We start from the raw sequence: 24,978 nt of genomic DNA on the forward strand, positions 1-24,978 counted from the left end.
ATCATCCCTCGTAGTTGAGCTTATCGAACTGAATAGGAAGGGCGCGCGCCCGGCAGCCCGTTGCGTCGTAAACGGCATTTGCAATGGCAGCGGCAACGCCGACGATCCCGATCTCACCGGCGCTTTTTGCGCCCAGAACGCCGGTGCCGGGATCGGGGAGCCCAACAAATGCGACATCGATGTCGGGAATGTCGGCGTTTACAGGAACAAGATATTCGCCAAGGTCAGTGTTGATGTATCGGCCGAACCGGTCGTCGATATGCGTTGCTTCCCAAAGTGCCTGACCGATCCCCATCGTGGCCGCCCCTATGATCTGGGATTTCGCCGTCACCGGGCTGAGGACCTGACCGACATCAATTGCGCTGACAAAACGTCGGACCCGAATAGAGCCGAAATCCGGATCGACAACCACCTCGCAAAAATGTGCCGCATTGCTTTCGACGCTCACCGGCAGAGCGCCATCAGGGGAAAAACTTCCAAATCCTTCAATGGATCCGGTGTCGGTTTTCGACAGAGCCCCCAGAAGTTGGTCGTTACCGACATCCGGCGAGGATGATGTGAGAGACCGTAGCTTTGCCTTCAGGTCTTCACACGCCAGCAAAATTGCTCGTCCAACGCTTGCGACGATACGTGACCCCCCGGCTTGCGGGGCGAAGGGCAGGTCGGTATCCCCAAACTGTAGTTCCACGTTTTCGGCTGGTATCCCTAGTGCCTCCGAGACAATCCGCGGCATCACCGTCGTATTTCCCGTGCCAATCTCCGAAAGTCCGGTGGCAATGACGGCATGCCCGGAGGGATAAAGCACAACCCGCGCGGTTGCGGCAGACGCGTATCGTGGGTAACTTCCGCATGCCATTCCATGGCCAATGAGAAGCCGCCCCTCACGTCTACCGCGACGTTCTGCGCCTGCTCGCCAACCAAACCGCGATGCTCCGACCTCGTAGCACTGCTTCAATGCCGTGCTTGACCAGGGTTTACCCGAATCCGGGTCTTCGGACGCGAAGTTTCGCAGGCGAAGATCGACAGGGTCGATCTGCAGTCTGACCGCAAGCTCGTCCATAGCGGTTTCGAGTGCGAACGACCCGGTACTTTTTCCCGGTGCGCGCATGGAGGTGCCAGCGGGGAAATTAAGGTGTACCAATTTCGTCGTGACGGAAACATTGGTACAGGCATAGCGGCTACGCGTCCTGCCGACACAGCCTTCGACATATTCATCGACCATTCCGCTTTGAACGAAAGCCTCGTGTTTTATGGCCAGAAGCTGGCCTTTCTCATCGGCCCCTAATGTGACGTGCTGAACCAGTTCCGGACGGTGCCCAACACCCGTGAACATCTGCGGTCGGGTCAGAACCAATTTTACGGGTCGCTCTACGAGGCGCGATGCCAGCGCCGCGATATATCCGTGAGGCCAAAGCTGAAGCTTGCAGCCGAAGGCGCCGCCTACAAATTTTGAAACAACCCGCACTTTTTCTTTTTCCAGGCCGAATGCGCTTGCGAGGGCAGCGGCGACGATGTGAGGACCCTGATTGGCGTCATAGACGATCAGTTTTCTATCTTCCCACATGGCAAGCGTTGCGGGCGCTTCTATTGGATTATGATGGGCGGCAGGTGATCTATAAGTCTCGCTTACGATGACAGATGCGGCTTTGAGCGCATCATCCACGTTGCCCCGCTGGGACGTCGCCGGTTCACCGCCTGGAATTTGTCCGGTCTGCGGTTCGCGTGCTTGGTGCGCATGCGCCTCCAACCCCACCTGGAGATGATCTTCAAAATATTCGATCTTGAGCGCGTGTGCGGCATAGACTGCGTTTTCAAGCGAATCTGCGATGACGGCTGCGACTGGCTGGCCTGCATAGCGAATGGTCGAATCCGCCAGCGTGAGGCTTGCGCCATGATCTGGTCGGCGCAGTATTTCTTCAGGCGTCGTTGGCCAAGTGGGTGCAGCATCACCGCGCAGTTCCGCTGCGTTCAGATGTGAGACAACACCCAGGACACCTTGGCATTGCATTGCAGTGTCGAGATCAATTGAGACGACGCGTCCGCGGGCGATCGGGCTACATACGAGGGCGGCATGGGTGAGATTGTCCACCTTGTGGTCGGCGGTATATTTTGCCGCACCGACCACTTTGAAAGGCGCATCAGTGCGTACCAATGACGAGAAGTGCGGCGCTGCTGAACTCTCGGGTAACGATGCGTGCGAAAAGTTTGATCCCATCCAATAACTCCGTAGTTCGCTCCGTCGGCATGCGGATCGAAGGTCTTGCCGTGCGGGGATAGAAATAGCTCAACGGCTTGGAATGTTTCGCGCCAATTTGTCGCTGCAACGCGGACAGAAAGGCGAGAAAGATTGCGGACGGCCAGTATCGAAGCACCAAACATGGGACGCTTGGTGCGTCGCGTTTTCGCGCCGCCTCGCCCTAGCAAGTGGCATGGACAGTCTTGGCCAACAGGGGGCGGTCGTGCCCTGTGGCAGCGGAATCAGACGTTCTTGGTGCTGGTCCGGCTCACTTAGCGGCTGGCCGCTTTAAGCGCGACAGCGCAAACTGCTTAAAAGCCTCGACTGCTGGAGATTTGTATTCATCGACAGACGTGTAAATGAAAGCGGGCCAGTAAAAATGGTTCCACTCCGGCATCACCTCTACCAATTCCCCTTTGAGAATGAGTTCTTTCGCAACGAAGTCGAGCAGGCGAACGATGCCGTAACCATTCAGAGCCGCCGCGACAAGCGACGGCGCATCATTCAGGGTTAGGCCACAATCTGGGGAAATCGACTGCCGTTCCCCTGTCGCATTGACAAAATCCCATGCGTAAGGCTTGCCGGTTGTCGCGTCGATCATACGAATACAGCGATGATTGCCCAGAATGTCGCCAGGAGCAGACGGTCTGCCGAACCGCTCAATATAGGCCGAACTTGCGCAGGTGACCACGCGGCTTGTCAGCAGGAGCTGCTTGTCGAGATCGTTGGATTTGGGCTCTCCGAACCGGATTGCGGCATCGACACCTTCTGAAAGTAGATTGTCGATCCGGTCTCGTACAAACAAATCGACCTTTACCTGAGGGTTGTCCGCGAGAAAATCAGGCAGGATCGGGATCAGGAGATAGGGACCCAACGCACCGTCTGTCGATACGCGCAATCGCCCCCTGACATTCGTTGCCGAAGCGGGTCTTGCAGTCCGTCCCAGTGCCTCGAGCAACGGAGTTGTCTCATCCAGAAAAGTTCGTCCCTGATCGGTCAGTTTGATCGCGCGTGAGTTGCGGTCGAACAGCCGCATGCCGGTTCGGTCTTCGAGCCGGCCGATCGCTTTTCCAATCCCCGACCTCGACAAGCCAAGCTGTTCGCCTGCCTTCGCATAGCTGCCTGTTTTGGCAACAGCGACGAACACAGTAATGCCCGCGATTATTCTGCCGTCGAATATCAAGGGCGTCCTCCGTTTGCAGGGTCATGGTTCGGAAAGAAAATAAGCGGTAACGGTCAGACGCACATGCTCATTTAAGTTTCAGACGCTGTAGATTTTTTTCCTAGCTGATTTGCTAGAACGCGAACCGTAAATGTCTGGCCGCCTGCGACTTTTGGTCAGTGAGAATGCTGCGTGTCAAACTTCCGCTGGCAGTCTTCTATGGTGTCGATGTTGGCCAAAGTCCACTGAAAGAGCGTCGAAAAGGGCTCTTTCAGTGACTGACCAAGCGGACTCAAGGCATATTCTACACCAAGCACGCGTCCGGGCAAAACCCGACGCGTGATCATGCCATTGCGTTCCAGCTTGCGTAACGTCTGTGTCAAAACCCTTTGTGTGACGCCGTCCAACTGCCGCTTGATGGCGTTGAAGCGTTTCGGCTCGTTTAAAACCTCCAGCACCATCATCGACCATTTATCAGCAATTTGATCAAGAATCACGCGGCTTGGACAGTCCGCTCGATAAACAATCTCTACGCCGCTAATCGGTATTCTCCATCATCCTAGGTATGTTTCAAGTGCGTAATTGACGACTAATATAACGAATACCATCTTGTATCGAGCAGGCAAGTCCGCTGCGCGGGCTCATTTTCAGTACAGCCAGGGATGGAAAAATGAAGTTAGAACGTCTCAATTTGTTCTCTGAAAAAGGTGTGGCAACGATCACGATTCACAATCCACCGGTGAACGTTCTCGATGTCGCGTTGATGAAAGAACTGCGCCATGTGCTTTTGACGATGCGCGATCGCTCCGACATTCGCGTGCTGGTGTTCGAGAGCGCCAATCCTGATTTTTTCATTGCGCATGTCGATATGACACTCATCGATGAGCCGCATGCATTCGACGATATTGCTCGCGAAGCACCCGAAGGACTGAATCCATTCCAGGCGCTTGGTGAGTTGATCCGGGAACAGCCTCAGGTCACCATCGTAAAGCTCGCAGGAATAGCGCGGGGCGGCGGCGCGGAATTCGTTACTGCCGCCGATATGGTATTTGCGGCGGAAGGCAAGGCGGGTCTCGCGCAATGCGAGGCGCTCATGGGTATCATTCCAGGAGGCGGCGGCACACAGTATCTGGCAAGCTGCATGACAAGGGCTCGCGCGCTTGAAATTATTCTTGGAGCAGATCTGATTGATGCCGAAACCGCAGAAAGGTATGGCTGGATAAACCGAGCCATACCTTTGGAGCAGCTAGACAGCTTTATCAGTCGGTTGGCGAACAATATCGCGGCCTTGCCCAAAGGTGTGATTGCTGCTGCGAAGTTGGCAATGCCTGTGCCTGATCTTGGTGCTGGCTTCCTTCGGGAGCACGAGGCCTGGGCAGGTCTGTTCGCAAAGCCAGCGGCTGCAACGCTCATTCGGGGTGGCCTCGCAGCCGGGGCGCAAACACGTGATGGGGAGCTAGATTTGGAGGCGTTGCTCAGAGGTCTCAATGGCTATAGCTCTGTTGATGCGACCGTCCGTAACAATTGACAGGCAACTGGAAGCCAGTTCGAAGGCGGACATTTTAGAGCTTGATTCCATGATGCCGCGTTTGTTTGTTTATCCCTTGCCACGACCCGCCTGATGTCATTTGTGGTAACGGCCATTTTTCCGGAGGAGATTTGGAATGTTGGAAATGCCTGATTCTGCCTTGCAGCAAGCTCCCATGCGGGCGTCGACAACCGACGATCCTCAGAAACTCCTACTTTTCGCCATCGAGGCATCGACTGTGGGACCTGTGGCGCTCGCTACGCTTGTCGAAATTCGCGGCGGCGCAGCGAGAAGTCTCGGCTCTAACCTTGTGGTGACGGCTGACGGACGCTTCTATGGTTACGTATCTGGCGGGTGCGTAGAATCGGCGATCGCAGCTGAAGCCTTACTCGCTATAGCCGAGGGGCGTGATCGTGTGGTCAAATTCGGGGATGGTTCGCCGTTCCTGGATATTGTTTTGCCGTGTGGAGGCGGAATCACGGTCGCTATCCATCTTTTACGGGACCGGCGCACTCTGCACACTCTCCTGAACCGTATTGAAGGCAGGACTCCCGTTTCCCTGTGCTACTCGCCGCGTGCTCAAGCACTTCGACTAACAGAAGAGGTTGAACGGTCCGGGTGGATTACAGATGAGTTCTCGACCGCTTATCGCCCGCGGACCCGGGTCGTCGTTTTCGGTCAAACGGGCGAGTCTCAAGCGGTTGCTCGACTGGCAGAAGCTTCTTCCTATGATGTCGTTCAACTCGTCTGTTCTGCAGACGCCGCAAGAAATAAAGAAATTATAGACCGCTTTACAGCAGTCGTCCTCGTCCATCACGACCTCGACGCCGAGGCGCCTGTGCTTGAGCAGGCCCTTCATTCCGAGGCTTTTTATATCGGAGCACTCGGGAGCAGTCGCACGCATAAAAGGCGGGTCGATTATCTGACGGGGCGAGGTTTCGGACCGGGGGACATTCAAAGAATCAAAGCACCCATCGGCATCTTTGGTCCCACGCGTGATTCTATCTCACTTTCGCTGTCCATTCTGGCCGATATCGCGGCAACTCGTCTTACGATTTTCGGATAACGTAGTGCGCCGCTCTCGAAATGAGGTCTTGCGAGGAAGCCGAAGCTCTGGCCGATCCCCAGTCCCGATAGCAGCGCGTTTAGGTGTGCGGTGCTCTCGTTGACCGAAATGCCGATGGAGATCGGAAGATAACCGCTCCGCTCATCGCCGCGGTGGGATTGCAGAGGAAACCTCTTTCCAGATGACGCGGAGAAGTAGCTGACGATCCGATGAGCCCGTATATCTTCCGGCTGTTCCGGTAATCGCAGTCCCTCCAGATAGGCAGGCGATGCACATATGACGTAATCCAGTTCGCACAGCTTGCGCGCCTTCATAGAAGAGTCAATCAGCGCTCCACCGCGGATGACGCAATCGATTCCCTCACTGATGAGATCGGCAGCGCGATCGCTGATGCCGAGCATGAGCTCGATGTCCGGGTATTGGTGCTGGAAGTCTGAGAGCGCAGGAATGAGGATCTGATTTGCCAGTACGGAGCCGATGTCCACGCGCAGCTTTCCCTTGGGCGCGCTCCGTGAGCCGCTAACAGTGCCGTCCATGTCTCCGAGGTCGGCAAGGAGCTTCAGCGCTCGCTCATGATAGGAGACGCCCTCGGTGGTAATTGTGACAGACCGCGTGGTGCGCTCCACCAGCTTTGTCCCCAGATGCGCCTCAAGATCCTTTACTAGCTTGCTGACGGAGGACCGGGGCAAGTTCATCATATCAGCAGCCTTGGCGAAGGAGCCAGCTTCTGCGACCCTGACGAAAGTACGTATGGCGAGAATTTGATCCACAGGGAACCCGGCAGGCAGTTGGAGGTATTTCATCTATACCTCGTCAGCGAGGAGCAAATACAGATTTTTGCAAAAGGGGAATAAATTTGCACCATTCGATGGGACGTTGAAGTCAATTAGATGTCTGACTCCGTTCAACTCCAGGCCATTTGCACGGCCCCAATGGTCGCAACATACGTCGCTACGCCGTGAGTACATCCCGTTACTCTTTTTCAAAAACCGCCGTTGACGCTCGCAAGTAATGTTACCTTCAAGTCTACGAAGATGTCAGTCGGGCATCGGCGATGTTCCATTGTCTTCGGAGATCGGGACGACAACAAAATTTATATGGTAACCTGTCCATTGTCACCCGGAATACCAGAAACAATGCCTAATCTCTTGCCATGCGACTGTAGGATGGCACGCAGGTATGAGATTATTGGTGAAAGAGACGGTTCGCTGATAACCAACGTTCGATGGCGCCACTCACGGCTTCTGGCTGCTCAACCATTAGCATGTGTCCCGCCTTGATGATTTCCTCAGTCAGATCAGCGCAGTCGCTTCTCATCGGATCAGCAAAATGGCCGCTTACGGTCTGACAGACAGCGTCCCACTCACCGTGAAGGAACAGCGCGGGCAGCGAAATTCGTCCGAAGTGTGGTGCCTCGTCGGCGAAAATCATATTTGCCGTGTCATTCATATACCAGGCATTCGCACCGGAAAATCCGGTGGCAGTGAACGCGGAAACAAAAGCCGAAAATTCGTAATCTGTCAGGATCGACGACGACGGATCGGGAGGCGGAAGCGGCTCTGAGAACCAGCCGCCCCTGGAGCGGACGTCGGCAGTGATCGCGGGCTTTCCGAAAGCCTCCTTCCGTGATGGTTTATACAGCGCCGAAAGGGTCCGGGCGACGTCTGCGTCCATTTGCGCAGCTGCTTTGCCAAACTGCTCACGGTAGAACAGCCAGTAGTCCCATTGCCCGACCGGATAACGAGCCCGCGGATAAATGTCACGGTCGACGAGACTGACAAGATTGGCAAATGCATGACCTCGTGCCATGTATGGGACAGAGAGACCGACGACGCCGCGGCAGCGGTACTCGTGATGGCTCGCCATGCTCCATGCAATCGGCGCGCCCCAATCGTGTCCTACCCATATGGCTGGCGCTCCACCGAGATTATCATGAAGCTCGACCATGTCGATGACGATCTCTCGTATCGTGTAGCTGCAGATATCTGTCGGCACGGACGAGCGGCCATAGCCACGCATGTCGGGCGCGACCGTGCGCCAGCCAAGGCGCGCAAAATGTTCGAGCTGCCGATGCCAGATTACTCCGAGTTCCGGCCAGCCGTGGAGGAAAAAGATCAATGGGCCATCGACCGGACCCGATTCGATCCAGGCTGTGCGATGTCGCGCGGTTATATGAGAGCTCGTCCGGAAGCTTTTAGGGTCTTGCATTGGCTAATCTCCACTTCATTGGGGCGGCGGTAAGAATCGCCGATCAGTGCGGGTTGGGCATCCGCGTCAATGCAACCAGTCGCCAGTCCGCCAATGCCGCGAGCCGATGAGGCTCAGCGTCACGATGATATTCTTTGCTGTCCACCATGTGTCTGAATGTCGCGAAGTCCGGGTATCGAATGAGTGCAATATCGTCCCAAAGCTCGTCGGCCGGCGCGACAAGCAGGCTGCCGACCTTTCCGATCCAGAATGGCTCAATTCCATATCCCTCCGTGGCATTGGCGAAGGCAGGTATGTAGCGTGTGAAATAAGCTTCCCGGCCGGTACACGGTGCATATGTCTCGTCGCTTTCATAAATCGCTTCGTTCCTGTAGCGCAGCAGATTGAGCATAAAGATTGGCTCGGCTGCGGGAAGTTGGCTTTCTGCCCTGTCAAGTATTGCTAGCAGATTGTCGGTCGCAGTCATGACGATAACTCCTTTTTGAGACATAATCCTTTTGCCCGGTGGCCTTCGAGATATCGCGATATTGCAAGGCATTGTAGTAATGGAAATGTCATTGCTATAATGCCACCATGGCAACACCAAGCGCACAAAGCAGCCTTCTGAACCTTTTACAGTTCGTCCGGATTGTAGATGCGGGATCATTCGCGGAGGCGGCAAGGCGTGCCGGGACGTCTACGTCCGCAATGTCGAAAGCCGTAAGCAGGTTTGAGGCGCTTCACGGCGTAAAGCTGCTGCATCGAACAACCCATTCCATCTCGCTGACGCACGACGGCGAAAAGCTACTCGATGGTGCGCGCAACCTGTTAAGGCAGGCCGAACGACTTGAGGCATACATCGGAGAAACCGCAGCAGGCAGCTCTGCAGGACGGGTCCGGCTTGCCGCTCCCGGACCATTTTTAAGAGCCTGCATCGCACCCATGCTTCCAGCTATATTGAAGGCGAACCCGAACCTTGAACTTGAGATCAAGGTTGATGATACTGGTCTAGACCTTGCCGCAGAGGGGATTGATGTTGCCATCCGCTTTGGAGACCTCTCTGGACAGCCGGGGCTGATCGCAAAGCGCTTGGGGGCGTTTCCATATATTATTGCTGCAACACCAAAATATCTCGAGTTCATGGGCAGGCCTAAATCACCTGCCGATCTCGAAAGTCACCATCAGATCGGATATCGCGATGCGTCAAACGGGCAACTGTCACCGTGGCTGTTTTGCGACAATTCCGGAACAGGCGCTGTGACAAGGATGGTTCCGCGAAACCGGTTTGTGGTTGAGGACATGACCGTCGCCTGGGCTATGACGCTAAGAGGGCTTGGGGTGAGCTGGTTGCCGGCTTGGTGTGGCTCTAAGGACATCAGTTCGGGTCGCGCAGTTGAGGTTTTGAAAGATTGGCGTTTACCGGAGACGCCTGTCTACGCAGTACAATTGGACCGCAAGCAGGTACCGCAGAGAACACGAGATCTGATCGACTTGCTAGCTCTGCGGGCGAAGAGCTGGGATTACTCATGACATCATAAACATTTTAAATGGCTTAAAGCGTAAGGGTACAGGTCGGCGGTTCGATTCCATTCAAGGCGCTGGTAAACAAAGCAAGTGTTCGCATTTACAGCGGCATTGAATAGGGATATGATTTATCCTTAATTCGTTGCCGAGCACTCGCATGATCCTTAAGAGCCAAGTCGAATGGGCGTTACATTGTTGCGCCATTCTCTCGGGCCTTCCCGAAGGCCGATATCTTTCAACCAAAGCGCTTGCTGAACTGCATGGGCTCCCGAAGGAATACTTGTCAAAAGCGCTGCAGAGCTTGTCACAAGCTGGCCTTGTTCACACCACGCTTGGCCCATCCGGCGGATACCGCCTTGCCAAGGCCGCGAATGAGCTGACCTTCCTTGATGTGGTTGAAGCTGTCGAGGGTAGCGGTCGAACCTTTGTTTGCCAAAACATCCGGGCCAATAATCCTTGCCGTCCGAAAGGCCATTGCGAGAGCGGACCCTGCGCGATTGCCCGCATCATGTGGGAAGCCGACGAAGCGTGGCGTTCCGCCCTTCGAAAGGTGACGTTCGCGGATCTTGGCACGATCCTGCAACAGGAAATCACCCCAGAAATCTGGTCCGGGACCTTTGAGTGGGTTCTGAAGCGCGCCGGCTAAGCTCGACCCGATGCCTTATTCAGCGGCGAATTCTCTACGATCCCAAGATAACTTTGTGCGGGCATCGCCAGTGACAGGCCGTGAGTTGCACAGCGCTGATGGACCGTATCGATAACCTCGTTGCGCGCCGGCGTCCGGGCTGCCGGGGCCGTGACCCGAAACTGGAGCTCCACATCGATTGCGATCGCGTCGATGCCCTTGAGTGCGACAACCGGAGCCGGTGACTGGACGATGCACTGACACGTCTGCAACGCAGACTTCAGGATTGCCTCGACCTCGGCTGGTCGACTGTCGGAGGAGACACGGATCGGCAGGATAACAAGGTGGCTCTCGTCTGGTTTTGTAAGGTTGGTCAGGCCGACTTTAGCGAGCGTGCTGTTGGGAAGCACGACGAGATTGTTTGCTGGTGTCAGAACCTGCGTCGATCGCCAATTGTTCTGAACGACATGTCCTTCGGTGCCATCGGCCAGCTGAATCCAGTCTCCGATCGAAAAAGGCCTGCCGAGCGTCAGTGCGATCCCCGAAAACAGATCACCGAGCGTATTCTGCAACGCCAGGCCCAAAATAATCGCTACGACACCGGATGTGGCAACCAGAGTGCCGATCGGGGCACCGAATACAAAACCGACAATCGACAGCGTAACGCCGAGATAGACCGCGGTAACGATGAGATCCTGGAGCAGCCGCGCTTCCTGCGGGCGGCGATCAAGGACGATGTAAAGGCGGATGAAGCCAATTGTCGCCCAGGCAAGATGAATCCACCACAGGACGCGGGCCGCAGTGCCCATATAGAGCGCGAACCCATCGGTCTCTCCGGTGATTACGCGGTGTGGCGGTATGCCGCTCACAACGAACGCTGTCGTCATGCAGGCGAAGAACAGGATCTGGACGATCAGGCGGGCCGTCGGCCTATGCTGTCCCTGGAAATGCCATACAAGAATTCCGAGCACGCCGAGGAGATCGACGGCCAGAAAGGCCGGCATCAGCGAATTATAAGCCATTGCGGGTCCCTTGCCTTGAAAAGAAGAAGGACCGGGGCTGCTCTAGCACCCGGTCCCTGACTGGTTTCATTTCTTTATCGGATAGGTCAGTTCCGTCTGGGTGGTATCAACCACGAAGACGGCAAGAAGTTTAGCGGGCTTAGTGTCGCTCCCGTTCTTGCTGACGCCGTGCCGGTCGCCTGGATACTCCGAAAAGCTCTCGCCGGCTTTGTATTCTTCTACAGGCCCATCATTGACCTGGCTAAGGACGGAGCCTTCCAGCACGGTCGCATAGATGAAAGCCGAATCCGGATGGGTATGGGCATCGGAGAAGCCACCCGGACCATATTCGACGAGTACGCCCTTCATGCTCTTACCGGGTACGTTCGGCAGTTCGTGTTGATAGACGAGTGTCACCTTTGAGGCGGAGCCGCCTGAGGTGTCGTGAGCACCGGCCGTACTTGTTATGAGAAAGAATGCGGCGAAGGCCGCAAGGCAGGGTCTGATCATAGTGTTGTTCCTGTTCAAATGAGCGGAGCTTTGGGCGGGCTACTTTCGCGGCGCCGTTGCAAACCATTGATCGAAGCCAATTTTGCCAAGCCGGGGATTGTTGTCGGTGACAAGGGATCCGTCATCGAGACGCGCCCCGAAATAAGCCGCCTCGGGATCGGCAATGACCTGCCGGCTGTCTCCGGTCAATTCCAGATAACGTGCGACGAACTCGTTGAGGTGGAAGCGATCCGGACCAGCGATTTCGACAATTCCGGCGGCCGGTGCACCAAGCGCCACATCCGCCATCGCATCAGCGACATCATCGGAGGCGATAGGCTGAACAAAGGCGGGTGAAAGGTGCACCTTGCCTCCGACCATATTCGATTGAGCGATACCGCCGACGAATTCCATGAACTGCGTGGAATGGACGATCGTGTAGGGAATGCCGCCTTCTCTGATCAGCTTTTCCTGTACGAGCTTTGCCCGGAAATACCCGCTCTCCTGCAAGCGCTCCGTCCCGACGACGGAAAGCGCGACATGGTGTTTGACCCCTGCTGCCTTTTCCGCCGTTAGCAGATTGCGGCCGGAGGTCTCGAAAAACTCCATTACCGCCTTGTCCTCAAAGGATGGCGAGTTCGCAAGGTCGAGTACGACCTCGGTGCCTTGAAGTGCTTTTGCAAGGCCTTCGCCGGTGATGGTGTTGACGCCGGTGTTCGGAGAGGCGGCAATCACCTCATGGCCTCTGGCGCGAAGCCGCTCGGTCGTCTTCGAACCGATGAGGCCGGTTCCGCCGATGATGACGATTTTCATGTCTGTTTCCCTTGAGGTGATGAGTGCCGAATGGCACTTGGAAATGGCTGCTGTTGTGGAACAAGGCCTCAGTTGAGGCCGGCTTTCTCCAGGCCGTAGAGCTTGTCCGCCGAACCGGGCACGGCCTTGAAGGCGATACTGACACGGTTCCAGGCGTTGATGGTCATGATCGAGAAAGTCAAATCGGAAACTTCCTTCTCCGACAGCTGACCGCGAACGCGCTCGTAAAGCTCGTCCGGAATGCCGCCTTCAGCCAGTCTGGTGACCGCTTCGGTCCAGGCGAGGGCAGCGCGCTCGCGCGGAGCGAACAGGTTCGATTCCCGCCAGATGGCGACATGGTAAAGGCGAAGCTCGCTCTCGCCGTGAATCTTGGCTTCCTTGACATGCATGTCGAGGCAGAAGCCGCAACCGTTGAGCTGGGAGGCCCGGATATTCACAAGATCGCGGATTGACTGCTCGATGACGCTGTCCTTCAGCGACAGGCTGAGGTCCGACAACTTCTTGAAAAACTCTGGGGACTGGGCTGCGTAATTCAGGCGCTGTGTCATGTCTCTCTCCATCTATTAAGGACTTTCAATATCCTTATGGATAATAAATATCCGTAATAGATGGACATGCAACCAAAACCGCTCTAACCTGCCCGCATAAGCTTTATGCGAGGAAGTATGAGGGGGATGACGGATGGATGTGGTTGCTGCCTTGCGAACCTTCCTGAGGGTTGCTGAGACTGGGTCGTTTTCAAGCGCAGCGCTGGACCTCAGTTTGACGCAGCCTGCGGTGTCTCGGCAAATTTCATCGCTGGAGGCGCATTACAGCACCCGGTTGCTGCATCGGAGCACCAGTGGCTTGTCACTGACAGTGGAAGGCGAGCACATGATCCCTATGGCCCGCAAAGTTATCGACGCCATGGAGGCGCTGGGTGATGCAACGGCGACCGAAAACGTGACGACCTCCGGCCGGGTAAGGATCAGCCTGCCGGCTCCACTCGGATTGCATGTCAGCGAGCGTCTGCCTGGCCTTTTGAAACTCCATCCGCGCCTGACGGTCGAAACCGTGTTTCGCGAGGACCCGTCGGATCTTGTCGGCGAGGGGATAGACATTGAAGTTCGTCTCGGTGACGTTTCCGACAGCAGCCTGATCTGTCGCCGGCTTGGCTGGACCACGGCCTTTCTTGTTGCATCGCCCGGCTATGTCGAAGAGCGAGGCCAACCTCGTGGTCTAAGCGAGATCGCAGAGCACGACTGCATTTGCTACAGCCGCGGCGGTGAAACGCGTGCATGGATATTTGCCGACGGTGCCGATCAGGTGCGGGCAGCGATTAGCCCGCGCATGGTGTTCAACAATGCGACTGCTGTCTATAGAGCGACCATCGCAGGAGGAGGGCTGGCCATCCTCTCTCATATCCTGGTTGCCGATGACATCGCATCGGGGAGGCTCATCAACGTTCTGCCCTGTCTGCCGCCGGCACGACTGCCGATCACCGCAGTCTATGCTTCGCGTCGAAATCTTCCAATGCGGGTCCGCACGGTTCTGGATTTTCTTGCCGACGCGGTAAGCGAGGACACATTAATGACTGGCGCGGCCCGCTAACGGACGGCCTTATCTGGCTTAGATTAGTCACCGAGCACATAAATCGCTGGGTCGTCGGTTCATAGTGGTTCAAGAGCTTATAAGACAAACAGCTTCCCTCATGTTCACTGTTAGCTGAGACTAAGACAGCCCTTCAGCCATTTTGACCAGTTGGGCGACAGAGGTAGCCTTCATCTTTTGCATCATATGGCCTCGATGGAGCTTCACGGTGGGCTCGGCAAGCTGTAGCTCTGCCGCGATTTGCTTATTAAGCTTTCCAGCTATAACCAATGCCATTATTTGGCGCTCGCGTTCGGTTAGCGACTTGTAGCTGCTTTGGACGGTAGCCTTTGTCGTTCTTTCCAGCCTGCGAAGTGCATCATTTGCGATCGCGCGATTTACGGCTTCAAGCAAATCCTGTTCACGAACAGGTTTTGTCAGCACGTCGATAGCACCAGCTTTCATTGCACGCACAGCCATTGCCACATCAACGTGGGCGCTTATCAACACGACAGACCTGGGCAGGTCGCTTTGAGCCAACGCTTCCTGAAACTCCAGCCCGCTTTGGCCTGGAAGACGAATATCTAACACAATACAGCCAGCCTTTTCGGGATCGTCGGCGGCTACGAATTCCTTAACGGATCCATGTGTTTCAGCGATAAGTCCTACAGATTCGAAAAGACCCCTGAGGGCCTCGCGTACGCTCTCGTCATCGTCGATGACGATAACGGTGGGACGCCTGTTCCTTTTCTCATCGATCAACGGTTGTTTCCTTGAAGTGGTAGAGTGAAGCTGAACGACGTACCCCGCGGCTGATTGGTAGCGGCCCAGATACGTCCGCCGTGCGCTTCAACGATGGAGCAGCAAATCGTGAGTCCCATGCCGATCCCGTCTGATATCGTCGTATAGAACGCATCAAATACCCGGTCGACCAGTTCGGGAGGGATACCCTTTCCCGTGTCAGACACAGTGATCTCGATTTCACTATTCGCGTTCTGCGAACACCCGACGTAAATAATTCCCTCTCCATCGCTAGAGGTAGCCTCGGCGCTATTCATTATAAGATTTAGAAGGACCTGTTGCACTTGGGTGGGGTCACCAATGAAGTAGTGCGGATCAGGTGGGAGATCCGTGACGGTTTGGAGGCCCCTGGACTGCAGCTCGCCCTGCAAAAGAAACAGCACATCACGAAGTGCTTGGTTGATGTCTGTTCTTTCCATACGTACTTGAGACCTCTGAGCCATGGCGCGGATGCTGGAAACGATGTCGCCTGCACGGTGCCCATCACGCACAACCCGCTCCGCAGCGAACCGGGCCTGTTCCAGATCTGTCTGACCAGGCTGAAGCCAGCGAACGCAAGTTCCAGCATTGGTAACGATGGCCATAAGCGGTTGATTGACTTCATGTGCGATCGAGACTGCCAACTCCCCAATCGTCGTCAGACGCGTCACGTGAGCAAGGTCGCTTTGGCTTTGACGAAGGGACTCCTCTGCTCGTTTGCGGTCCTCGATATCGACCACGACACCGTACCACCGAACGACCTCGCCCTGCGCATCAAGCAGTGGATTTTGCCGAAGATTAAACCACCGGTACTCGCCGTCAAACCTTCTGATGCGCGCGTCGACCGGTTTAGGCTGCTTTGTCGCAACAACCTCGTCCCAACTGAGACGCATGCGTTCGACATCATCTGGATGAAACATGCGATAGAAGCCCAATCCGACGATTTCCTCAAATGGAAGGCCCACAAAATCGATAAGGTTCTTGTTCCAGTACTCCAGCTGTCCATCGGGCGTGCAAGACCAGGCCATGGCAGGGATGGTATTTATGATGAGGCTGAGCTTGTGCTCGCTTTCCCTGAGGGCGGCTTCGCTTTTGCGTAGGGCGTTCTCTGCACATTGCAAATTGTCGATATCGATGTTGACACCAAACCAGCGGACTACACCGTTTGCGTCTGTGAGCTTGCGGCCGGAAAAGTAAAACCAACGGTACTTGCCATCTCCCCCACGAATGCGTCCCTTCAACTGCGTATGGTCCGAATTCTCAAGGTCTCTCTTCCATATCTCGACCATTTCGGGGATGTCATCGGGGTGGTACAGATCCAGGAAGCCCCAATCCAGGATCCGCTCAGGCGGCAGCCCGGCATAATCCAACCAGCTTTTGTTGACGAAGTCCGCACTGCCATCAGGTCGCGCTGACCAGACGAGGACCGGAAGCGAGTCGATGATAAGTCGGAGATTATGCTCGCTTGCTGCGAGCGCGGCTTTGGTCTCCTTGAGCGCATCTTCGGCTTTTTTGCGGTCCTCGATATCGAGAACCACTCCGTACCATCGGACGACCTTTCCTTCCGAGTCGTGCCGTGGCTTTTGCCGAAGACTACACCATCTAAATTCCCCGTCCGCGCGTCTGAGCCGTCCCTCGACTTCCTTGGCCGTTCTCGAGGTCATAATGTTCCGCCACTCAGTGCCCAGTCGTTCGAGGTCTTCGGGGTGGAAAAGACGGTAAAAGTTTTCGCCGGCGATGTCTGAAAGCGGCAGGCCGACATAGTCCAAAAAATGCTGATTGGCGAAGTCCAACATTCCGTCAGCTGTCGTGGACCAAGCCATCGCCGGGATCATGTCAATGATCTCGTCAGTATTTATTTGGTGTTCCAATTTAATCCCCGGACGCTCGAAACGTTAGCACGGGTTTGAGAATACGCCGGTCGGCGCGTTTACGTTAGCTGAGATTTATAGACCAAGGTCTATTTCCGCAGTCCCTTGGTCTAGTAGGAGCTGACCAATGTCTCAATTGAGAGTTGATCTTGTCAGGCCTACACCTATCGATCAGTCAACCAATTAATCGAGTCGGGCTATCGCTGCCTTGGCACTGCAACATCACTTTCACCGATGGCAATGCTATGTCCGCCACAGAGTTTGACGCTGTTGAATTTATCACGGGCAGTGCAGCCAAATGGTGCCACCTTGGAGCTCGCGTAATGACTATGAAGCCTAACAACCTTTCATCCGAACCAATCTCAGTTGTGCTCGTCCACGGGGCATTTGTCGACGCTTCCGGATGGCGGAAGGTTTACGAGATCCTGTCGCTAGACGGATATGAAGTTCTTGTCGTGCAAAATTCTGCAGTCACGTTTGGCAAAGATGTAGAGCGCACAAAAGGCATTATCGCAGAAGCTGCTCACCCTGTTGTGCTCGTCGGGCATTCGTACGGTGGTGCTGTGATCACGGAAGCCGGGACCGACGAAAAGGTTCGGGGTCTCGTTTATCTGGCAGCTTTCGTTCCGGATACTGGGGAATCCGTGTTCGACCTGGCCTCGCAAGAGGTTCCTGGTGCGGAGAAACCCCCACTCCTTCCGCCGAAAGATGGCTTCATCAAAATTGATCCACGGAAGTTTGCTGACGCATTTTCGGCAGACATAGATCCCGCCGAAGCGAAGTTTATGGCTGACGCCCAAAGGCCGTGGGGCCTTGAAGCCGTCCAGGGCAAGATCACCTCTGCGGCATGGAAATCCAAGCCATCTTTTTACCTGCTCGCAACTCAAGATCGAATGATACCCGCTCAAGCGCAGGCAGCGATGGCCGAGCGCGCCGGGGCCACGGTTGTAGAGGTCAGCAGCAGCCATGCAGTAATGCTGTCCCAGCCTGACAAAGTCGCAGCGCTCATCAGAACCGCAGCTAAGCAAAAATAGCCTAACTGATGCTGAGCGACAGCTGCTGTCCAACATCAATCACCGACTGAGGGAATACTATGCGCAACTTTCTTATGCCGAAACGCTCACAGACATCGCAAACACTGACTAAACCCGAGGAGAATGGCATGCCTCAGCTGTCACGCCGCGCTTTCGCGAGCGCTCTGCCTCTTGGTCTCGTTGGAGGAACTCTTTTCGGCGGAAGCCTGCTCGGCGACTTGACCGCCCAGGCTGCTACATCCAAAGCTACCGGGACACCGGTCGTAACAACACCGTTTGCACAGATACATATCGGCCGTTTCACGGTAACTGCCCTGACGGATGGATATGCCGATATGCCCTACAACTACTTCCCGGGACGCTCGGCCCCCGAAGTGGAAAAGGCCGCAAACGCCCAGTTTACGGGCAGATCCGGCGGGGTTCGTTTTCTGTTTAATCAATACCTCGTTGAAGACGGTAAGCAACGCATCCTGATCGATGCCGGCGCTGCAGGTTCTATCGGGGAAACCGGACATCTCCCGCAGGCGCTGGCCACGCTCGGTCTGAAGCCGAGCGATATCGATGCGGTTATCGTGACGCATATGCACCAGGACCATATGGGCGGTCTGGTTCTCGGCGGTAAGAACAATTATCCGAATGCCGAGGTCTATGTAGACCGTCGCGACGTCAAGCACTGGACTGACCGGGCCAAGAGCAATGCCGCGCCTGATTTCCTGCAGCCTAGCTTCAAGATGGCGGAAGAGGTGGTGCGTCTTTATCCGAAGCTACAAGCCATCGACGGAGAGCGTGAAATCGTTCCTGGCGTCTCGATTATCGACCTAACCGGCCATACGCCTGGCCATATCGGGGTCCGAATCGAGGACGGCGGCAAGAGCCTGATCATGGTATCCGACATGATTTTCCCGGTCGTCCATCCTGCTGCAACGGACGTCTTCTTCCTGTTCGAACAGGATCAGGCTGCTGCGAAAGCGATGCGCGATCGCTTCTTCCCACAAGCTGCCTCGGAAGGCGCCCTGATTGCTGCGACACACATGCCGTTCCCAGGTCTTGGTCGTGTGGTCTCAGATCGTGGTCAGATGCGCTGGGAAGTCGCCGACTGGGCTTTGCAAGACTGATGCTGTAGCCGGGGATTTAGGTAGCTGAGATAGATCAAGGCCCGCATTGTTCGCTGATGCGGGCCTACTCAAGTATGGAGACGAGGTATGCCGTACCACTTTCTGGAAGTCGCCGTCACGCCAAGCGTCCGAGCCGCGCAGGCGGATATGGGGGTGGACCAGATATGGCTGGGCGAGAACGATCGGCCATCGGATACTTTGACGGAGAACGAGATCGCTTTCATCGCCACGCGCGACAGCTTCTATATCGCATCTGTGTCAGAGACGGGTTGGCCATATGTTCAACATCGCGGAGGGAAAACCGGTTTCCTCAAGGTCGTTGATCCCCAAACAATGGCATTTGCCGACTATCGCGGAAACCGCCAATACATCAGCGCAGGGAATTTCGCAGCCAACGACCGCGCCTGTCTGTTTCTCATGGACTATGTCCGACGGACCCGGCTCAAAGTCTATGCCCACGTCGAGCGGCTGACGCTCGACGCCGATCCATCGCTAACGGACCTCGTATCCGATCCGACGTATAGGGGCCGTGCAGAGCGGATATTCAAGCTTCGGCTCGAAGCATACGACTGGAACTGCCCCCAGCACATCATCCCCCGCTACACCGAACAGCAAGTTGAGCAAGCAGTCGCACCACTACGTCAGAAGCTGCAACAGCTCGAAGCTGAAAATGCAGCGTTGCGGGCAAGATTAGAAGGTAAATCCGAATGACCAACGCTCAAAGACCGCCTCTACCGCCGTTTACATCGCAGACTGCTGCCGACAAGGTGCGGCTTGCCGAAGATGGCTGGAATAGCAGGGACCCGGGCAAGGTTGCGTTGGCGTACACGGCTGATAGTCAGTGGCGTAACCGCGCCGAGTTCGTTAGTGGCCGGGAGGCTATCATCGCTTTCCTTGCAGGAAAGTGGCGCCGGGAGCTCGACTACCGTCTGATCAAGGAGCTGTGGACGTTCGGCGGCGACAGGATTGCCGTCAGGTTTGCATATGAGTGGCATGACGACAGCGGCAATTGGTTCCGATCTTTCGGCAACGAGAACTGGGAGTTCAATGATAGTGGCCTGATGCGCAAGCGATACGCCTGCATCAACGACCTGCCAATCCGCGTGGAAGACCGTCGCTTTCACTGGCCCCTCGGTCGTCGGCCCGATGATCACCCGGGGCTCAGCGAGCTTGGTTTCTGATCGACCTCATTTCCATTTCCATCAGTCGAAGACAGCCACATGGTCATTTTGAATTCGCACTTTTCACAACGTTCGTCTCCGACAGAAGAAGAGGCTATCGAGGTCAAAGCCTTCGTCGATCTGTACAATGTCTCACCGGCAACGCTCAAATCCGAAGAGCATTTTGAATGCCTGCCCATCAACGGTGGATGCGCAATATCGCTGCCAAGCGCGCCAGCCATGGGTCTGAACCGTGTACTCGGGATAAACTCCGTGAATGATCTTGAGGAAGCCTATGGGTGGATGAAGGGGAAGAGCGGAAACCGGTTTCTTCAGGTAAATATGGACCGCGCTCCAGCCCGAACTAAAGACTGGATCCTCGCCAAGGGTCTGCTTGAATATGGTGTCGGCTGGGCGAAGCTTGTCTACGACGGCTCATCAGCGAACCTTTCGGAGCCCAACTCGATCCGAACGCGACACGTTCATATTGAGGAAGCCGTGCTCTTTGGATCGATGGTGTGCAAAGGCTTCAACTTTCCATCGACCCTGACGAGGTTGTGGTCAGCAATCGTCGGAAAGGTAGGCTGGTCGTGTTTTTTCGCCTTGGATGGTGACAATCCAGTCGGCACTGCCACCATGTACCAGTCCGGAACCTACGCATGGCTAGGCGGCGGCACCACACTTCCGGAGTTTCGAAATCGCGGCATTCAAAAGGCGCTCATCAAAAGTCGTATCGAACATGGGCTCTGCAACGGCGTGTCGACATTTGCCGTTGAGACATTGGCACCTGCAGAGGGAGAACCCAATATTTCCTTTGATAACCTTAGGAAAGTAGGCTTCCGGCACGCATATCACCGCAAGAATTTTAAGTTGTAAGATAGCGATCTGCCCCCGGCGGGTGAGCACTGGTGGAAGGACGTACGGTGACTACTCGCTGCGTTACTCCTCAAATTTCTGTACGATCTGAAGAAGGGACAGTACGAATGAATACGGAAACCCGCATAGAAATGGCCGCCCGGCTGACTTCAGCATCGGGAATCATTGCAGCACTAGATCAAAGCGGAGGGTCCACCCCAGACGCCTTACGCTCATACGGTATATCCGACACCGCTTATCAGGGCGACGCGGAAATGTTGAAGCTTATCCATGAAATGCGCGTGAGGATAATAACTGCACCCGGATTTTCGAGCGAGCGTGTGATTGGCGCCATCTTATTCGAACACACCATGGAGAACTTCATCGGCGCCAAATCGGTCCCGGCATATCTTTGGGAAGATAGAGGGATCCTATCGTTTTTGAAGGTCGACAGTGGTCGTGAAGCGGAGCATGACGGCGTTCAGTTGATGAAGCCCATGCCAAATCTTGGCAATTTGCTTGAGCGCGCATTTGAAAAAGGAATCCTTGGGACGAAAATGCGCTCGGTCGTGCGTTCAGCGTCCGAAAGAGGGATTTCTGCAGCTGTGAGGCAACAATTTGAGGTGGCCTCGACGATCCTAAAGAACGGATTGATCCCGATTCTCGAGCCTGAGGTTCTCGTCGATAGCCCGGATAAGGCGATTGCCGAAGCGATATTGGTCAAAGAAATCCTGAAGAATCTTTCGGAGCTTGCGCATGGAACGCAGGTCATATTGAAGCTTACCCTGCCAACTCAGCCGGATCTCTACGCAGCACTTGTCGAGCATCCCAAAGTTGCTCGAGTTTTTGCCTTGTCCGGAGGCTACAGTCTAAAGGTCGCTTGCGAAAAACTCAGAGAGAACACCGGCGTAATCGGAAGCTTCTCGCGGGCTCTGGTTGAGAATTTACGCGTTTCCATGCGAGACGCTGAATTCGACCGAAATCTCTCTCAAAACATTGAAGAGATATATCTAGCTAGTGCGTAGGAAGGCGAGAACGCGTGACGCGGGGCACCCGAGAATACGACTGAAGACAAAGGTGAATTCGGAGCCCGTTCCCTGTTACATCGACGGCATATTTGCCTTCACGCAACACTCGTCACCTACCGGCAAATGTCTGCGGTTTTAGCTCACACAGTAGTCCATCATCTCGGTTTAGAGAGCCAAGGAGTTGAATAACCTCGAGATTTCAAAAACAAAGAAATGCCGAGAGTTCGAATCCGTTCAAGAGCTAGGCAACGATGGCTTCAGTCATTTTGCGCAAATGAAATTGACACTACAACAGCTGTCGTTTTGCCTGCTGCTTGAGGTAAGCTGCTTCAAACGGGTCCGATGCTTGAGATATCCTAATCAGTCTTTTCCAGGTTTACAGTGATGGGCCCTGGGCGGTCGAATATCGAAACATCGCCGGTGGTCTGCCCGAGGATGATAATGCCCGGAGCGGGAACGCGGCCGCTGCGATAATAGATCACGAAATGATCGGCACTCCACAGGCCGAGCGTTCCGACCGAGAAGTCTCGCTGTCGTGTTAGCTCAGGCAGGGCAGAGGGCAGGTTTCCGGTCTTTTCTTGGCGGAGATGGTCGGACATCTCGATCGTCAATGGCAGCATCCGCGCCAGCGATGTGGCGGCTTCGTTGTCGGCGAGAGTGGCGGTGACTTCGCCCCATGCTGAGGAAATCCGGATGCTTTCTTGAGCCATGACAGGTCCCGTCAATCCCAGTGCGACGACAGCAGAGGCCAATATTGTCTTAGGCACGTGTTCGTCTCCGTTTCGATTTTGCATTTAGCGCGGAGTGGGCATCCACCCCGCAGGCGATAGTTTTGGTTCTACTCTGCGGCGCCCTTGGCGTAGTCCTCGTCCGAGACCTTCTCCATCCAGGTGACAGCGCTTCCGTCGAGCGCCTCGGCAACCGCGAAATGGCTCATCGGTTCACTAGCTGAGGCGCCATGCCAATGCCGGATCAGCGGTGGTATCCAGACAACGTCTCCAGGGCCGACCTGCTGAACTGGCTCACCTTCCTTCTGTACCCAGCCACGCCCGCTCACGATGAACAGGGTTTGTCCGAGAGGATGTGTGTGCCATGCCGTCCGGGCACCGGCCGAGAAGGAAACCGTGGCCCCGCCAATGCGCGCAGGGGCGTCGGCTTGATAACGGGTCGAGATATGGACACTGCCCGTGAAGTAATCAACAGGAGCTGGCGCGGTACCGGCGCGTGCGCGAGTGATCGTGATGTTTGCCTGAGGAGTGTTCACCTTAGTTCCTCTTCTTTTTTCCAAGACTTGGGCGAGAACGGGCACGGCGGACATGGCTCTCGGCCAGCCAGAGTAGAATGCAACATGTGTCAGTACTTCGGAAGCTTCCGGCGGCGTCAATCCGTTATCCATCGCGCGGTTGGCGTGGAACGGTAATTGCTCCGGCTGACCAACCGCGACAAGGGCGGCCATCGTGACAAGGCTCCGGTCTCGCGCTGAAAGATCTGGTCGCTGCCACAAGTCTCCGAACAGCACACGGTTGGTAAGGTCGGCCAGCGCCGCCGCTGTCGGCGCAACGGCGGCATCGACCGTCGCTTTTCGAGTGGCCTCGGCTGCGACTTCCAATTCAATGCGTGTCGCTTCGCTGTTGCTCAAAGGTGCAATCTGGCGCTCATCGAAGACCTTCTTTGTTTCTGTGACGGCAGAGATTGCATTCGGCCAGCCCGAGTAGAACGCTAGATGCGTGATGAGCTCACCGATCTCGCCGGGCTTCACGTCGTTATCTAAAGCACGGCTCACATGAGCAGCGATCTGCTCGGTTTTACCGGTAGACACAATCGCCGAAAGGGTAACCAGGCTGCGGTCGCGAGGCGCAAGTTCGGTTCGCTCCCAAACCTCACCGAACAGTACGTCATCCGTGAAATGGCCAAGCCCCGGTGCGACCGTGTAGACGGCTGGAGGAGCAACCCTTCTTCGCTCTTCCTGGGCTTCCACTCCTGTTGCGGCGAGAGCCGAGATGGCAATGCTTGCGGCAATGTTCTTCATCTGGGTATCCTTCAATTACTGTCATGAACTTCGGGGCCGTCGTGACTGCGGCCCTTAGGACGGTTTGCGGCTCAAGGTTTAAAGTTCCTGAGCTGTGGGACGGAAAAGGATCTCATTGATCGCAACATCCTCGGGCTCGTTGATCGCGAAGGCGACCATCCGGGCGAAGGTTTCGGCTGGCACGCCGACTTGGCCAACATAGTCCTGGTTCGCTTTCTGCACATCTTTCTCATTGATATGTTCGAGGAGTTCCGTTTTGACAGCGCCCGGAGATATGATCGTGGTGCGGATGTTGTACGGAGCCATTTCCTGCCTTAGTCCCTCGGACACCGCCCGCACGGCGAACTTGGTCGCTGAATACACAGCCGAGCCGCCGAAAAGCTTGTGGCCTGCAACGGAGGACACGTTTATGATGTGGCCGGATTTCTGGGCTGTCATGTGCGGTAGTGCTGCGGCAATGCCGTAGAGAACACCTTTGAGATTGACGTCGATCATCTGGTCCCACTCATCAACCCTCAACCTCTCCAGCGGAGAGAGTGGCATGATGCCCGCATTATTGATGAGCACGTCGATCCGTCCGTAGATTTCCACGCCAGTGTCCACCAGCGTCCGCAGGTCATCTTGCCTCGTCACATCGGTAGTGACAGAAGTCGCCTTGCCACCAGCATCGATGATTTCGGCGGCAAGTGTATCGATGCGGTCGGCACGACGCGCACCGAGGACAACATTTGCGCCCTTGGCGGCAAGGAGACGGGCGGCTGCCGCTCCCATCCCGCTTGATGCTCCGGTGATGACTATGGTTTTGGCGGCGATGTTGTCAGTCATTCCAGGTCTCCTTTCGAGAGGCAGATACGGGGCAGTGGCAGCGGCAACCCCGCTACAAATAGCCACTTCCTGCGATGGATT

The 24,978-nt window shown here is 55.6% G+C and carries 26 protein-coding genes; 11 read left to right on the plus strand and 15 right to left on the minus strand.

What is annotated here, in order from left to right; all coding sequences use genetic code 11:
* Position 1: 1 nt before the first annotated feature.
* The 3 genes from AC07U5_RS22165 to AC07U5_RS22175 all read right to left on the minus strand — a co-directional run bounded on the left by AC07U5_RS22165 (position 2) and on the right by AC07U5_RS22175 (position 3,895).
* Positions 2-2,215 (minus strand): xanthine dehydrogenase family protein molybdopterin-binding subunit, encoded by a 2,214-nt coding sequence (locus AC07U5_RS22165; protein WP_082469832.1) that lies wholly within the window; start codon positions 2,213-2,215, stop codon positions 2-4.
* Positions 2,216-2,504: 289 nt separating this feature from the next.
* The gene (locus tag AC07U5_RS22170) at positions 2,505-3,419 is read right to left on the minus strand and encodes a LysR family transcriptional regulator (RefSeq protein ID WP_062590693.1); all 915 of its coding nucleotides are present in this window, start codon (positions 3,417-3,419) and stop codon (positions 2,505-2,507) included.
* A gap of 155 nt (positions 3,420-3,574) precedes the next feature.
* Positions 3,575-3,895, minus strand: a complete 321-nt coding sequence (locus tag AC07U5_RS22175) for a winged helix-turn-helix transcriptional regulator (protein WP_312930931.1) — start codon at positions 3,893-3,895, stop codon at positions 3,575-3,577.
* A 173-nt stretch (positions 3,896-4,068) separates the two neighbouring features.
* Between AC07U5_RS22175 and AC07U5_RS22180 the strand changes: the two genes are divergently transcribed.
* Positions 4,069-4,926, plus strand: a complete 858-nt coding sequence (locus AC07U5_RS22180) for an enoyl-CoA hydratase/isomerase family protein (RefSeq protein ID WP_113170308.1) — start codon at positions 4,069-4,071, stop codon at positions 4,924-4,926.
* Between the two features lie 136 nt (positions 4,927-5,062).
* Positions 5,063-5,992, plus strand: coding sequence for an XdhC family protein (locus tag AC07U5_RS22185; protein ID WP_113260195.1), 930 nt, complete (start codon positions 5,063-5,065; stop codon positions 5,990-5,992).
* Here AC07U5_RS22185 and AC07U5_RS22190 read toward each other — a convergent pair.
* The 3 genes from AC07U5_RS22190 to AC07U5_RS22200 form a co-directional block, all read right to left on the minus strand.
* Positions 5,881-6,762, minus strand: a complete 882-nt coding sequence (locus tag AC07U5_RS22190; protein WP_113170310.1) for a LysR family transcriptional regulator — start codon at positions 6,760-6,762, stop codon at positions 5,881-5,883. The genes AC07U5_RS22185 and AC07U5_RS22190 overlap by 112 nt on opposite strands.
* Before the next feature lie 415 nt (positions 6,763-7,177).
* Complete coding sequence (locus tag AC07U5_RS22195; protein WP_062590687.1) at positions 7,178-8,200, minus strand: alpha/beta fold hydrolase; 1,023 nt, start codon at positions 8,198-8,200, stop codon at positions 7,178-7,180.
* A 43-nt stretch (positions 8,201-8,243) separates the two neighbouring features.
* On the minus strand, positions 8,244-8,666 hold the full coding sequence (locus AC07U5_RS22200; protein WP_113260194.1) for a DUF1330 domain-containing protein: 423 nt from the start codon (positions 8,664-8,666) through the stop codon (positions 8,244-8,246).
* Positions 8,667-8,773: 107 nt separating this feature from the next.
* Here AC07U5_RS22200 and AC07U5_RS22205 point away from each other — a divergent pair, with 107 nt between their 5' ends.
* Both AC07U5_RS22205 and AC07U5_RS22210 read left to right on the plus strand, forming a co-directional pair.
* Complete coding sequence (locus AC07U5_RS22205) at positions 8,774-9,709, plus strand: LysR family transcriptional regulator (protein WP_113170311.1); 936 nt, start codon at positions 8,774-8,776, stop codon at positions 9,707-9,709.
* 151 nt (positions 9,710-9,860) lie between these two features.
* Entirely contained in the window at positions 9,861-10,349 is a 489-nt protein-coding gene (locus AC07U5_RS22210) for an RrF2 family transcriptional regulator (RefSeq protein WP_077122503.1), read from the plus strand.
* On the opposite strand, the gene AC07U5_RS22215 is transcribed toward AC07U5_RS22210, so the two are convergent.
* From AC07U5_RS22215 to AC07U5_RS22230, 4 genes are all read right to left on the minus strand, one after another.
* Positions 10,346-11,350, minus strand: coding sequence for a mechanosensitive ion channel family protein (locus tag AC07U5_RS22215; RefSeq protein ID WP_113260193.1), 1,005 nt, complete (start codon positions 11,348-11,350; stop codon positions 10,346-10,348). The two genes, AC07U5_RS22210 and AC07U5_RS22215, sit on opposite strands and share 4 nt — an antisense overlap.
* A gap of 66 nt (positions 11,351-11,416) precedes the next feature.
* On the minus strand, positions 11,417-11,839 hold the full coding sequence (locus AC07U5_RS22220; RefSeq protein WP_077122501.1) for a cupin domain-containing protein: 423 nt from the start codon (positions 11,837-11,839) through the stop codon (positions 11,417-11,419).
* 39 nt (positions 11,840-11,878) lie between these two features.
* A complete protein-coding gene (locus AC07U5_RS22225; protein ID WP_112192465.1) occupies positions 11,879-12,631 on the minus strand; it encodes an SDR family oxidoreductase in 753 nt (250 codons plus the stop codon).
* A 68-nt stretch (positions 12,632-12,699) separates the two neighbouring features.
* A complete protein-coding gene (locus AC07U5_RS22230; protein WP_077122499.1) occupies positions 12,700-13,179 on the minus strand; it encodes a carboxymuconolactone decarboxylase family protein in 480 nt (159 codons plus the stop codon).
* Between the two features lie 133 nt (positions 13,180-13,312).
* On the opposite strand from AC07U5_RS22230, the gene AC07U5_RS22235 reads away from it, so the two are divergent.
* A complete protein-coding gene (locus AC07U5_RS22235; RefSeq protein ID WP_077122498.1) occupies positions 13,313-14,221 on the plus strand; it encodes a LysR family transcriptional regulator in 909 nt (302 codons plus the stop codon).
* Between the two features lie 120 nt (positions 14,222-14,341).
* Here the strand turns inward: AC07U5_RS22235 and AC07U5_RS22240 are convergent, their stop codons facing one another.
* Positions 14,342-14,962, minus strand: a complete 621-nt coding sequence (locus AC07U5_RS22240) for a response regulator transcription factor (protein WP_077122497.1) — start codon at positions 14,960-14,962, stop codon at positions 14,342-14,344.
* A complete protein-coding gene (locus AC07U5_RS22245; RefSeq protein ID WP_494724338.1) occupies positions 14,959-16,815 on the minus strand; it encodes a PAS domain-containing sensor histidine kinase in 1,857 nt (618 codons plus the stop codon). The genes AC07U5_RS22240 and AC07U5_RS22245 overlap by 4 nt, the downstream gene beginning before the upstream one ends.
* 359 nt (positions 16,816-17,174) lie before the next feature.
* On the opposite strand from AC07U5_RS22245, the gene AC07U5_RS22250 reads away from it, so the two are divergent.
* The 6 genes from AC07U5_RS22250 to AC07U5_RS22275 all read left to right on the plus strand — a co-directional run bounded on the left by AC07U5_RS22250 (position 17,175) and on the right by AC07U5_RS22275 (position 22,040).
* Complete coding sequence (locus AC07U5_RS22250; RefSeq protein ID WP_077122533.1) at positions 17,175-17,885, plus strand: alpha/beta hydrolase; 711 nt, start codon at positions 17,175-17,177, stop codon at positions 17,883-17,885.
* A 128-nt stretch (positions 17,886-18,013) separates the two neighbouring features.
* Positions 18,014-19,000 (plus strand): MBL fold metallo-hydrolase, encoded by a 987-nt coding sequence (locus AC07U5_RS22255; RefSeq protein ID WP_113260190.1) that lies wholly within the window; start codon positions 18,014-18,016, stop codon positions 18,998-19,000.
* Between the two features lie 87 nt (positions 19,001-19,087).
* The gene (locus AC07U5_RS22260) at positions 19,088-19,711 is read left to right on the plus strand and encodes a pyridoxamine 5'-phosphate oxidase family protein (RefSeq protein ID WP_013637151.1); all 624 of its coding nucleotides are present in this window, start codon (positions 19,088-19,090) and stop codon (positions 19,709-19,711) included.
* Positions 19,708-20,181: a nuclear transport factor 2 family protein gene (locus AC07U5_RS22265; RefSeq protein ID WP_013637152.1), complete on the plus strand. Its 474-nt coding sequence runs from the start codon at positions 19,708-19,710 to the stop codon at positions 20,179-20,181. Before AC07U5_RS22260 ends, AC07U5_RS22265 begins: the two co-directional genes overlap by 4 nt.
* Before the next feature lie 39 nt (positions 20,182-20,220).
* Positions 20,221-21,036 carry a GNAT family N-acetyltransferase gene (locus AC07U5_RS22270; RefSeq protein WP_113260189.1) on the plus strand — a complete coding sequence of 272 codons (816 nt, stop codon included), beginning with the start codon at positions 20,221-20,223 and terminating at the stop codon, positions 21,034-21,036.
* A 107-nt stretch (positions 21,037-21,143) separates the two neighbouring features.
* Positions 21,144-22,040 (plus strand): fructose bisphosphate aldolase, encoded by an 897-nt coding sequence (locus AC07U5_RS22275; RefSeq protein WP_494724327.1) that lies wholly within the window; start codon positions 21,144-21,146, stop codon positions 22,038-22,040.
* 359 nt (positions 22,041-22,399) lie between these two features.
* Here the strand turns inward: AC07U5_RS22275 and AC07U5_RS22280 are convergent, their stop codons facing one another.
* The 3 genes from AC07U5_RS22280 to AC07U5_RS22290 all read right to left on the minus strand — a co-directional run bounded on the left by AC07U5_RS22280 (position 22,400) and on the right by AC07U5_RS22290 (position 24,897).
* The gene (locus AC07U5_RS22280) at positions 22,400-22,810 is read right to left on the minus strand and encodes a cyclophilin-like fold protein (RefSeq protein WP_062597771.1); all 411 of its coding nucleotides are present in this window, start codon (positions 22,808-22,810) and stop codon (positions 22,400-22,402) included.
* Between the two features lie 71 nt (positions 22,811-22,881).
* A complete protein-coding gene (locus tag AC07U5_RS22285) occupies positions 22,882-24,072 on the minus strand; it encodes a (R)-mandelonitrile lyase (RefSeq protein ID WP_062597770.1) in 1,191 nt (396 codons plus the stop codon).
* 78 nt (positions 24,073-24,150) lie between these two features.
* Complete coding sequence (locus AC07U5_RS22290; RefSeq protein ID WP_313557539.1) at positions 24,151-24,897, minus strand: SDR family oxidoreductase; 747 nt, start codon at positions 24,895-24,897, stop codon at positions 24,151-24,153.
* Positions 24,898-24,978 lie beyond the last annotated feature (81 nt).

Source organism: Agrobacterium sp. GW821-FHT02D03 (genome assembly GCF_059421725.1).

What these genes read in the sequence shown, in the direction of transcription:
- AC07U5_RS22215 (WP_113260193.1), bottom strand. Translation starts at nt 11,350, where the DNA reads ATGGCTTATAATTCGCTGATGCCGGCCTTTCTGGCCGTCGATCTCCTC.
- AC07U5_RS22245 (WP_494724338.1), bottom strand. Translation starts at nt 16,815, where the DNA reads ATGATCCCGGCGATGGCTTGGTCCACGACAGCTGACGGAATGTTGGAC.
- AC07U5_RS22235 (WP_077122498.1), top strand. Translation starts at nt 13,313, where the DNA reads ATGGATGTGGTTGCTGCCTTGCGAACCTTCCTGAGGGTTGCTGAGACT.
- AC07U5_RS22290 (WP_313557539.1), bottom strand. Translation starts at nt 24,897, where the DNA reads ATGACTGACAACATCGCCGCCAAAACCATAGTCATCACCGGAGCATCA.
- AC07U5_RS22225 (WP_112192465.1), bottom strand. Translation starts at nt 12,631, where the DNA reads ATGAAAATCGTCATCATCGGCGGAACCGGCCTCATCGGTTCGAAGACG.
- AC07U5_RS22205 (WP_113170311.1), top strand. Translation starts at nt 8,774, where the DNA reads ATGGCAACACCAAGCGCACAAAGCAGCCTTCTGAACCTTTTACAGTTC.
- AC07U5_RS22230 (WP_077122499.1), bottom strand. Translation starts at nt 13,179, where the DNA reads ATGACACAGCGCCTGAATTACGCAGCCCAGTCCCCAGAGTTTTTCAAG.
- AC07U5_RS22250 (WP_077122533.1), top strand. Translation starts at nt 17,175, where the DNA reads ATGACTATGAAGCCTAACAACCTTTCATCCGAACCAATCTCAGTTGTG.
- AC07U5_RS22220 (WP_077122501.1), bottom strand. Translation starts at nt 11,839, where the DNA reads ATGATCAGACCCTGCCTTGCGGCCTTCGCCGCATTCTTTCTCATAACA.
- AC07U5_RS22255 (WP_113260190.1), top strand. Translation starts at nt 18,014, where the DNA reads ATGCCTCAGCTGTCACGCCGCGCTTTCGCGAGCGCTCTGCCTCTTGGT.
- AC07U5_RS22265 (WP_013637152.1), top strand. Translation starts at nt 19,708, where the DNA reads ATGACCAACGCTCAAAGACCGCCTCTACCGCCGTTTACATCGCAGACT.
- AC07U5_RS22195 (WP_062590687.1), bottom strand. Translation starts at nt 8,200, where the DNA reads ATGCAAGACCCTAAAAGCTTCCGGACGAGCTCTCATATAACCGCGCGA.
- AC07U5_RS22200 (WP_113260194.1), bottom strand. Translation starts at nt 8,666, where the DNA reads ATGACTGCGACCGACAATCTGCTAGCAATACTTGACAGGGCAGAAAGC.
- AC07U5_RS22270 (WP_113260189.1), top strand. Translation starts at nt 20,221, where the DNA reads ATGGTCATTTTGAATTCGCACTTTTCACAACGTTCGTCTCCGACAGAA.
- AC07U5_RS22275 (WP_494724327.1), top strand. Translation starts at nt 21,144, where the DNA reads ATGAATACGGAAACCCGCATAGAAATGGCCGCCCGGCTGACTTCAGCA.
- AC07U5_RS22185 (WP_113260195.1), top strand. Translation starts at nt 5,063, where the DNA reads ATGTTGGAAATGCCTGATTCTGCCTTGCAGCAAGCTCCCATGCGGGCG.
- AC07U5_RS22260 (WP_013637151.1), top strand. Translation starts at nt 19,088, where the DNA reads ATGCCGTACCACTTTCTGGAAGTCGCCGTCACGCCAAGCGTCCGAGCC.
- AC07U5_RS22180 (WP_113170308.1), top strand. Translation starts at nt 4,069, where the DNA reads ATGAAGTTAGAACGTCTCAATTTGTTCTCTGAAAAAGGTGTGGCAACG.
- AC07U5_RS22210 (WP_077122503.1), top strand. Translation starts at nt 9,861, where the DNA reads ATGATCCTTAAGAGCCAAGTCGAATGGGCGTTACATTGTTGCGCCATT.
- AC07U5_RS22165 (WP_082469832.1), bottom strand. Translation starts at nt 2,215, where the DNA reads ATGGGATCAAACTTTTCGCACGCATCGTTACCCGAGAGTTCAGCAGCG.
- AC07U5_RS22285 (WP_062597770.1), bottom strand. Translation starts at nt 24,072, where the DNA reads ATGAAGAACATTGCCGCAAGCATTGCCATCTCGGCTCTCGCCGCAACA.